Origin of the sequence: Propioniciclava sinopodophylli, assembly GCF_004324755.1 — a bacterium.
GTDB lineage: Bacteria > Actinomycetota > Actinomycetes > Propionibacteriales > Propionibacteriaceae > Propioniciclava > Propioniciclava sinopodophylli.
Window position 1 is genome coordinate 26,249 of record NZ_SDMQ01000021.1, and the last position, 8,420, is coordinate 34,668.

Here is an 8,420-nt window from a genome sequence, read left to right on the forward strand (position 1 = left end):
TGTCTTCCGAGGCGCTGAAAGGCGCCACGTGCTGGCCCCGTTGTGTAGCGGCCTAGCACGCCGCCCTCTCAAGGCGGTAGCGCGGGTTCGAATCCCGTCGGGGCTACGAAGACCCCCTCCGGCACCACCCGGAGGGGGTCTTTTTGCATCCTCGACCGGCCCATCCTGGGGGGCGGGGAGGGGTCCCCGGGGTGATGCCTTGCCCCGGTCTGCAGGCCATCAACTGCCCTCTGACTCGGGGTGTTGTGTCATCTCGATTCCACAACAGCGTTTTACCAGTGGGGCCATCCTCGCGTATCCTGACGGAGCCGTTGACGGGGGGTCGCCGGCTGTTTCAGTCGTAAGGTGGCGAGGATGTTCTTCCGGATCGCGGTCCGACGCAGCGGTGTCGTCCTGTGGGACGTCGCCATGTGGGCCCTTGCCCTGGTCGCCCTGGTCCTGCTGCGTTTCGACCTCTCCCTCTCGGCCGAGCGGTGGGCGCAGACCGTCCAGTACTTCCTGCTCGCCACGCTCTGCCAGGTGTTGATCGGCTTTGCCGTCCACCTGTATCTCGGTCGGTCGCGGCTGGGCAGTTTCGGCGAGGTGTCGCTGCTGGGCCTCGTCGTGCTCGTGTCCGCCGTGATCTCCGGTGGCGTGGGCTTCCTCGTCTCTCCCGAGTTCTCCCGATCCGTCGCGGTCACCACGCCGGCACTGGCCCTCTTGGGCATGGTCGGCGGACGCGTCCTGTTCCGTGCCTTCTACAGCGATGACCTGCGCCGGGCCAAGGGTGCGGCGACCCGTGCGCTGATTTACGGCGCCGGTGACGCCGGCTCCCAGGTGGCCAAGCTGGTCGACACCGCGGTCGAGCCGCCCTACACCATCGCAGGTTACCTCGACGACGACCCCACCAAGAAGTTCCTGCGCATCCGCGGGTACCGCATCCTGGGTCGTGGCGAGGATTTGGAGGGCGTCGCGTCCCAGACGGAGGCGGAGACGCTGATCCTGGCCGTCTCCGAGGCGTCCCCCCAGTTCCTCGCCGATCTGGACGCCCGCGCCAAGGCCCTGGGCCTCAAGCTCGTCGTCGTACCACCGGTGCGGGAGATGATCGACGGACGGGTCGAGCTGGACAAGCTGCGCCAGTTCAACGTCGCCGACCTGTTGGGACGGCGTCCGATCAAGACCGACCTCTCGGAGATCGCCGGCTACCTCTCCGGCAAGATCGTGCTGGTCACCGGCGCCGGCGGCTCGATCGGCTCGGAGCTGGCCCGCCAGCTGAAGAAGCTCGGCCCCGCGAAGCTGCTGCTGCTCGACCGCGACGAGTCGGCGCTGCACGCGGTCCAGCTGTCGATCTACGGCCAGGGGCTGCTCGACACCGACGACATGGTGCTGTGCGACATCCGCGACAGCGAGGCGCTGATGAAGATCTTCCGGCGCCACCGCCCCGAGGTCGTGTTCCACGCCGCCGCGCTCAAGCACCTGCCCATGCTGGAGCAGTACCCCGACGAGGGCTGGAAGACGAACGTGCTCGGGACGCTCAACGTGCTGGACGCCGCCCACCAGGTGGGCGCCGAGCGCTTCGTCAACATCTCCACCGACAAGGCGGCGGACGCCACCGCCGTGCTGGGCCAGACCAAGAGGCTGGCTGAACGCCTCACCGCGCACTATGCCGAGCTCACCGGTCGGCCGTACCTGTCGGTGCGCTTCGGCAACGTGCTCGGCTCGCGGGGTTCGGTGCTGTACGCCTTCCGTGCGCAGATCGAGCGCGGCGGTCCGCTGACCGTCACCCACCCCGACGTGACTCGCTTCTTCATGACGATCCCCGAGGCGTGCGAGCTGGTGCTCCAGGCCGGCGCGATCGGACAGCCGGGCGACGCGCTCGTGCTCGACATGGGCGAGCCGGTGAAGATCGTCGACGTCGCCAAGCGGCTGCTGGAGGAGTCCGGTCGCACCGACATCGAGATCACCTACACCGGCCTGCGGCACGGCGAGAAGCTGCACGAGGTGCTGTTCAGCCAGGGCGAGGACCACATCGAGACCCAGCACCCGCTGATCTCCTGCGTGCCGGTGCCGCCGATCACCCCTCGTGACGTCATCGCGGCCGACTCATGGGACGAGCTCGTGGCCGACTACGACCCGAGGCGTGCGCTTTGAGCGACGCGAGAATCCACCTGTCGTCACCCGACGTCGGGCCCGAAGAGGAGGCCGCCCTCGTCCGCGCCATCCGCGGTGGCTGGGTTGCGCCTCTCGGCCCCGAGGTGGACGCCTTCGAGGCCGAACTCGCCGCCGTGTGCGGGCGTGCCCACGCGGTGGCGCTGGCGTCCGGCTCGGCCGCGCTGCACCTGGGGTTGCTGGTGCTCGGGGTTCAGCCCGGCGATGTCGTGGTCACCGCGACCATGACCTTCGCGGCGACCGCCAACACCATCACCTACACCGGCGCCGAGCCCGTGTTCGTCGACTGCGACGAGACCGGGAACATCGACCCGGACCTGCTCGCCGAAGCGCTGGACACGTTGGTCGCCGAGGGGCGCCGCGTGGCGGCGATCGTCCCGGTGGACCTGCTGGGCAAGGCGGCCGACCACACGCGCATCGCGGCCGTTGCGGCGGCGCACGGCGTCCCGGTGCTGGCGGACGCCGCAGAGTCGCTCGGGGCCGCGCACGCCGGCCGCCCGGCGCCCTCGTACGGTGTCGCGGCGGCGGTGTCGTTCAACGGCAACAAGATCATGACCACCTCCGGCGGGGGAGCGCTCCTCACTGACGACAAGGCGTTCGCCGACCGGGTGCGGTACCTCGCGACGCAGGCCCGCCAACCGGTGGTGCACTACGAGCACACCGACATCGGCTACAACTACCGCCTCTCGAACCTCCTCGCCGCGCTGGGCCGGGCCCAGCTCGCCCGGCTGGAGGCGATGATCGCCCGCCGCCGTGCGCTGCGCGCGCACTACCGGGAGCTGTTCGCCGGGGTCCCGGGCGTGTCGATTCTCGGGGAGCCGTCGGAGGAGGACAACTGCTGGCTCACCTCCGTCCTGGTGGACGCCGACGCGGCGGGCTTCAGCGCCGAGGAGGTCCGGCTGGCGCTGTTGGAGGCCGACATCGAGGCGCGCCCGCTGTGGAAGCCCATGCACCTGCAGCCCGTGTTCGCCGGCGCGCGCGCGTTCGTGAACGGCACCAGCCAGCGCCTCTTCGAGACCGGCCTGTCCCTGCCGAGCGGCTCGGTGCTGACCGACGTCGAGGTCGCCCGCGTGGACGCCGCCCTGGCACCCTTCGTGGGCGGACGCCGTGGCTGACAGGACGCGGTACGACGCCACCAAGCGCGCGCTGGACGCCTCCGTGGCCGCGGTCGGGCTGGTGGCCACCGCCCCCCTCCAGGCCGTCGTGGCGCTGGCCGTGCTGGCCAAGCATGGCCGTCCGGTGCTGTTCCGTCAGCCGCGCCCGGGCAAGGACGGGCGGGTGTTCGAGCTGGTGAAGTTCCGGACGATGCTGCTGCCCGACGCCCAGCGCGTGTCGGATGCCGACCGGCTCACGCCGCTGGGTCGGTTCCTGCGGTCGACCAGCCTGGACGAGCTGCCGACCCTGTGGAACGTCCTCAAGGGCGAGATGAGCCTGGTCGGGCCGCGGCCGCTGCTCGTGCAGTACCTGGACCGGTACACCCCCGAGCAGGCGCGCCGGCACGAGGTGCGCCCGGGCGTCACCGGGCTGGCGCAGGTCCGCGGCCGCAACGGCCTCGACTGGGACGAGAAGCTCGCCCTCGACGTGGAGTACGTCGACCACCGGTCCTTGGCGCTCGACCTGCGGATCCTCTGGGAGACGGTTGCCGTCGTCCTGCTGCGGCGGGGGATCAGCGCCGAAGGTCACGCGACGATGGCCGAGTTCCAGGGCCAGGCGATGGCTGAGCCTGTCGAAGCCGAGTCTGTCGAGACTCGCTCATGACAACTCACGTCGTCGTCATCGGCGCTTCCGGCTTCGGACGCGAGTGCCTCGACGTGCTGGACGCCATGGTCGCCGCCGGCGCCGACCTGCGCGTGCTGGGCGTGGTCGACGACGCCATCGCGGAGGTTAATGTAGAGCGGCTGGCGGCCCGGGGGGTGCCGTTCCTCGGAACGCGCGCCGCGTGGCTCGCCACGGACCCCGGCCCGGTCGCCTACGTGCTGGGGATCGGCAGTCCCGGGGTCCGGCGTCGCCTGGTCGCCGAGCTGGACGCCGTGGGCCTCCGCCCGTTCACCGCGATCCACCCGTCGGCGACGTTCGGGGCCAAGGTGGTGCTGGACGAGGGAGTCGTGGTGTGCGCCGGGGCTGCCGTCTCGAACAACGTGCGGCTCGGCCGCCACGTACACGTGAACCCCAACGCGACGATCGGCCACGATGCCGACCTGCGGGACTTCGTCTCGATCAACCCGGCCGCGGTGATCTCGGGCGAGGTGGTCGTGGGTTCCGCTACCTTGGTGGGCGCTGCCGCGACGGTGCTGCAGGGCCTGACGGTGGGGGAGCGGACGGTCATCGGCGCGGGCGCGGTGGTCACGAAGTCGGTACCGTCAGACGTGGTCGTGGTCGGCGTACCGGGTCGTTGGTAACACGAATGAGGAGAACGATGCAGCAGGTGGAGGACGTCCAGATCGCGGTGGTCGGGCTCGGGTACGTGGGGCTCCCGCTCGCGGTGGAGTTCGCCAAGCAGCTGCCGGTGGTGGGGTTCGACATCAAGGAGTCGCGCGTCGCTGAGTTGCAGGGCGGCCATGATCGGACGCTGGAGGTGTCGGACACCGAACTTGCCGAGGCCGGGCACCTCACCTTCACCGCCGACCCCGCGGACATCGCGGACTGCACGGTCTTCGTCGTGACAACCCCGACCCCGGTCAACGAGCACAAGCAGCCGGACCTCTCCCCGGTGTTGTCCGCGACGGAGACGATCGCGAAGGTGCTCAAGCCAGGAGACGTAGTGGTCTACGAGTCGACCGTCTACCCTGGCGCCACCGAGGAGGAGTGCGTGCCGGTGCTGGAGCGCGTGTCGGGCCTGCGCTTCAACGAGGACTTCCACGTCGGCTACAGCCCCGAGCGGATCAACCCGGGCGACAAGGAGCACCGGGTCAGCTCGATCGTGAAGGTCACCTCGGGCTCGACGCCCGAGGCGGCTGAGTTCGTGGACGCCCTCTACCGCCGGATCATCACTGCTGGCACCCATCTGGCCCCGTCGATCAGGGTTGCCGAGGCGGCGAAGGTGATCGAAAACACGCAGCGGGATGTGAACATCGCGCTGATCAACGAGTTGGCGATCCTGTTCAACCGGTTGGGGATCGACACCGAGGACGTGCTGAAGGCCGCCGGCACGAAGTGGAACTTCCTGCCCTTCCGGCCCGGCCTGGTGGGCGGCCACTGCATCGGCGTGGACCCTTACTACCTGACCCACAAAGCCCAGGCGGTGGGCTACCACCCCGAGATCATCCTGGCCGGACGCCGCCTCAACGACTCCATGGGCGCCTACGTGGCCTCGCAGTTGGTGAAGCGGATGACCAAGGAGGGCATCCCGGTGAAGGGAGCCCGGGTGCTGGTGATGGGGCTGACCTTCAAGGAGAACACCCCCGACCTGCGCAACACGCGCGTCGTCGACATCATCGCCGAACTCGAGGACTACGGCATCGCGGTCGACGTCCACGACCCCTGGGCCGACCCGGACGAGGCACGTCAGCACTACGGCATCGACCTGGTCGCAGACCCGGACGCCGGCGCCTACGACGCCATTGTCTTGGCAGTGAGGCACCGGGAATATCCGCAGATGGGTGCCGAGGACATCCGAGCGCTCGCATCCGGTTCGGGTGTGGTTTACGACTTGAAGAACGTGTTGGAGAAATCCGATTCAGACCTGCGGCTGTAGCGCGAACCAAGACGGCCCAGATGGCCCTTGGCCTGTTCGGGCTGCAGCCGAATTGCACGCCACCGCGGTCGTGGCCGTGGACGCTTGGCCCCAAGGACGACAGGCTCCCGAGTCGAGTGGCCCGACTCGGCCTTGAACGGTCGACGAATCGTCGTGTCTGCCTCGGTAGAGCCTCTACTCCACGCGCTTGTCCAGCGATGGCTCCAAGTTTCGGAAGAAGCCCTCAGGAACTTAGGAACTCGTCCACCGCGCTCTCCCAGGATTCCAAGCGCTGCCGCAGGATGACCTCCCGCTCCGCGGGGTCGGCGGCGTCGTAACCGGTCATCCCTCGGTGATGGTAGGCAATGTCCCCGATCTCCTCCCCCCATCCGTTAGAGTGAGTCCTGACTGGCAGCAAGCGGACCCGACGGGAGCCCAATTCCCGCGAGATCAACTCCCCAGTGTCGAAGCAATTGACACCAAAGACCGGTTCGGTGGCCCTATCCTTGTAGGGCTCGAAATTGTGGAAGCTCAGGTTCAGGCTGAGGATGGTCGACCTACGATGCATCGAGAGTGCGGGATGGAGGCGGTCGCGCCGTCCCCAAGCTCCCACGGCCGACAGGTTGCCCCCCTGAAGTAGAGACTCCAATTGCGACAACCAATCTCCATTGATGGGGAAGGCGTCTGCGTCAAGCGTGACGACGAGCTCCGTCCGGGCCATCGCGATGCCGAGGTCAAGTGCCCGGCCATGCCCGATGTTGACGGGCAACCGCACCAGTTTGATCTTGAACGGCAGGCGCTTCAACCATTCCCAAGTACCGTCGGTCGAGGCATTGTCCAGGACAAGAATCTGAGTGCTGGGAGGGCTGTTCTTCCGAACGGCCGGAATTACGTGACGAAGCAGATTGCCCGTATTGTAATTGACTAGAACAACCGTCACCCCTGGCTGGCTGGGGTTGCGTTTGGCGAAGAACTCCCTGATCAGCCGGACCGGGATGTTGATTGGCTGGCCGAAGAGTAGGTCGTCGAGTGCACTGGACCGGTAGAGTGGTGAGCGTCGCCGCTGGGGAGCGAATATCAGTCGCAGCCAAGAACCTGCACGGATCGTCGCATGGAACATGCTCCTTCTAATCGCGGTGTGGATGGGCATGGGCCCATCATATGGGGTCTGGGCTCTTGTCCGGACTGCCTTCTCAAGTGCGTCCAGTCTTCAAGCGCCGCCGAAAGCAGTCGCAACATCACGGGCCCGTCCTGCTTCAAGCACCCCCCCGCTGGCTGGCTGCGTGGTGTCCGAAGTCGAGGGTGCGTCGGGAGACGGGCTCAGAATGGCCTAGTATTGGCTTCGTCGGATCCAGAACAGTGGGGTGTCTCGCATGCACGGTGTCTCCATCATTGTCACGAGTTTCAACCGGGGGGCTTTCGTTGAGGAGGCCGTAGACTCTGCGCTCGCTCAAACCTATGGGGACACTGAGGTGATCATCGTCGATGATGGGTCCACCGATCCCGAGACCCACCGTGTACTAAAGCGGTTGGCGGCCCGTGGACTCAACGTGATCGTGCAACCGAACGCTGGGGTTTCTGCGGCGCGGAACACTGGGATACGGGCATCGAGGGGGGAATGGATTCTGTGCCTGGACGATGACGACATAATTGCCACCACCTATGCTGAAAAGGCGGTTTCTAGATTCCAGAGTGATGCCGAAGTCCGCGTAGTGTACTCGGGTGGAAGATTCTTCGGCGGGAACTCAAGGCAGTGGAAGCTGGATCCGTACTCCCCGGGTCGTATTGCGTTGGGTAACTGCCTGCCATCCGCCAGCTTCTTCAAGCGTTCAGATTGGGGGGCCGTGGGCGGGTTTGACGAGGGGCTGCCCACATTTGAGGATTGGGACTTTTGGCTTCGTTTGTCGAGTTTGGGTGGAAAGTTTGCGAAGTTGGAGGAGGAGTTGTTCTTCTATAGAATTGGTCACGATTCTATTACTAATTCACATATCGCTTCGGCGGAGGGCGAGATGGTTGCCGCTGAATGTCGCAAGAGAATTGAACGAAAGAATCGTGAGTTCCTTCTTTCCCAGTTCGACTATGTGTATGAAGCTTGCCAAAGGCTTGACCGTGAAGTGAAGGAATGGCGTTGGACCTACGGAACAATCGACGTTCGTTGGGGGGCGTCGATCCGTCGGATCCTCCCCGTCGCGAAGAGGGTGCGGAAGGCACTTCTTCGACGGACGTAGGAGAGCCCAAGTGTCGCACGTGCGTCCGTGCAAGCCGCCCAATTCACAACTCGAGGAGTATTCGCCGCACGGCCAATAAGGCACCATTCGGATCGTGCGCGGTATTCCTCCATCCGGACGCGCTTCGCGCATGAATCCAGGGGCCGTGTCGTTCGACCATGTACGTGGACCCGCCCGCGACAAGTTCTTCCGTAGACTCTGTCGTCAGTACAACTTCCTCGTCCCAATTGGTGAAGGCCTTGCACCTGACTTGCACACTTTTAGTGACCTGCGCGGTCGAGCATGTGGGCTACGTCGTCGGGGGTCATGGGCTCGGCTTGGAGTTGTCGGCCGGCCAGAGTGATGGTGACGTGTCCCGATTTGGCTCATTT

At 66.3% G+C, this 8,420-nt stretch carries 7 protein-coding genes and 1 tRNA gene; 7 read left to right on the forward strand and 1 reads right to left on the reverse strand.

What is annotated here, in order from left to right; translation table 11 throughout:
* The first annotated feature begins 33 nt into the window (after nt 1-33).
* The 6 genes from ET989_RS14190 to tviB all read left to right on the forward strand — a co-directional run bounded on the left by ET989_RS14190 (nt 34) and on the right by tviB (nt 5,842).
* Nucleotides 34-106, forward strand: a tRNA-Glu gene (locus ET989_RS14190).
* A 248-nt stretch (nt 107-354) separates the two neighbouring features.
* Nucleotides 355-2,130, forward strand: coding sequence for a polysaccharide biosynthesis protein (locus ET989_RS14195; RefSeq protein WP_131170120.1), 1,776 nt, complete (start codon nt 355-357; stop codon nt 2,128-2,130).
* Complete coding sequence (locus ET989_RS14200; RefSeq protein WP_131170121.1) at nt 2,127-3,263, forward strand: DegT/DnrJ/EryC1/StrS family aminotransferase; 1,137 nt, start codon at nt 2,127-2,129, stop codon at nt 3,261-3,263. The genes ET989_RS14195 and ET989_RS14200 overlap by 4 nt, the downstream gene beginning before the upstream one ends.
* Complete coding sequence (locus tag ET989_RS14205; RefSeq protein ID WP_165490200.1) at nt 3,256-3,906, forward strand: sugar transferase; 651 nt, start codon at nt 3,256-3,258, stop codon at nt 3,904-3,906. The genes ET989_RS14200 and ET989_RS14205 overlap by 8 nt, the downstream gene beginning before the upstream one ends.
* Nucleotides 3,903-4,547 (forward strand): NeuD/PglB/VioB family sugar acetyltransferase, encoded by a 645-nt coding sequence (locus ET989_RS14210; RefSeq protein ID WP_131170123.1) that lies wholly within the window; start codon nt 3,903-3,905, stop codon nt 4,545-4,547. The genes ET989_RS14205 and ET989_RS14210 overlap by 4 nt, the downstream gene beginning before the upstream one ends.
* A gap of 17 nt (nt 4,548-4,564) precedes the next feature.
* A complete protein-coding gene (gene tviB / locus ET989_RS14215) occupies nt 4,565-5,842 on the forward strand; it encodes a Vi polysaccharide biosynthesis UDP-N-acetylglucosamine C-6 dehydrogenase TviB (protein WP_131170125.1) in 1,278 nt (425 codons plus the stop codon).
* A gap of 223 nt (nt 5,843-6,065) precedes the next feature.
* Here tviB and ET989_RS14220 read toward each other — a convergent pair whose 3' ends face one another.
* Nucleotides 6,066-6,971 (reverse strand): glycosyltransferase family 2 protein, encoded by a 906-nt coding sequence (locus ET989_RS14220; RefSeq protein ID WP_131170128.1) that lies wholly within the window; start codon nt 6,969-6,971, stop codon nt 6,066-6,068.
* A 223-nt stretch (nt 6,972-7,194) separates the two neighbouring features.
* Here ET989_RS14220 and ET989_RS14225 point away from each other — a divergent pair, with 223 nt between their 5' ends.
* A complete protein-coding gene (locus ET989_RS14225) occupies nt 7,195-8,049 on the forward strand; it encodes a glycosyltransferase (RefSeq protein WP_131170130.1) in 855 nt (284 codons plus the stop codon).
* The last annotated feature ends 371 nt before the right edge of the window (nt 8,050-8,420 follow it).

Excerpts from the sequence above, each read along its gene's own strand:
- ET989_RS14210 (WP_131170123.1), top strand. The coding sequence starts at position 3,903 with ATGACAACTCACGTCGTCGTCATCGGCGCTTCCGGCTTCGGACGCGAG.
- ET989_RS14225 (WP_131170130.1), top strand. The coding sequence starts at position 7,195 with ATGCACGGTGTCTCCATCATTGTCACGAGTTTCAACCGGGGGGCTTTC.
- ET989_RS14195 (WP_131170120.1), top strand. The coding sequence starts at position 355 with ATGTTCTTCCGGATCGCGGTCCGACGCAGCGGTGTCGTCCTGTGGGAC.
- ET989_RS14220 (WP_131170128.1), bottom strand. The coding sequence starts at position 6,971 with ATGCCCATCCACACCGCGATTAGAAGGAGCATGTTCCATGCGACGATC.
- tviB (WP_131170125.1), top strand. The coding sequence starts at position 4,565 with ATGCAGCAGGTGGAGGACGTCCAGATCGCGGTGGTCGGGCTCGGGTAC.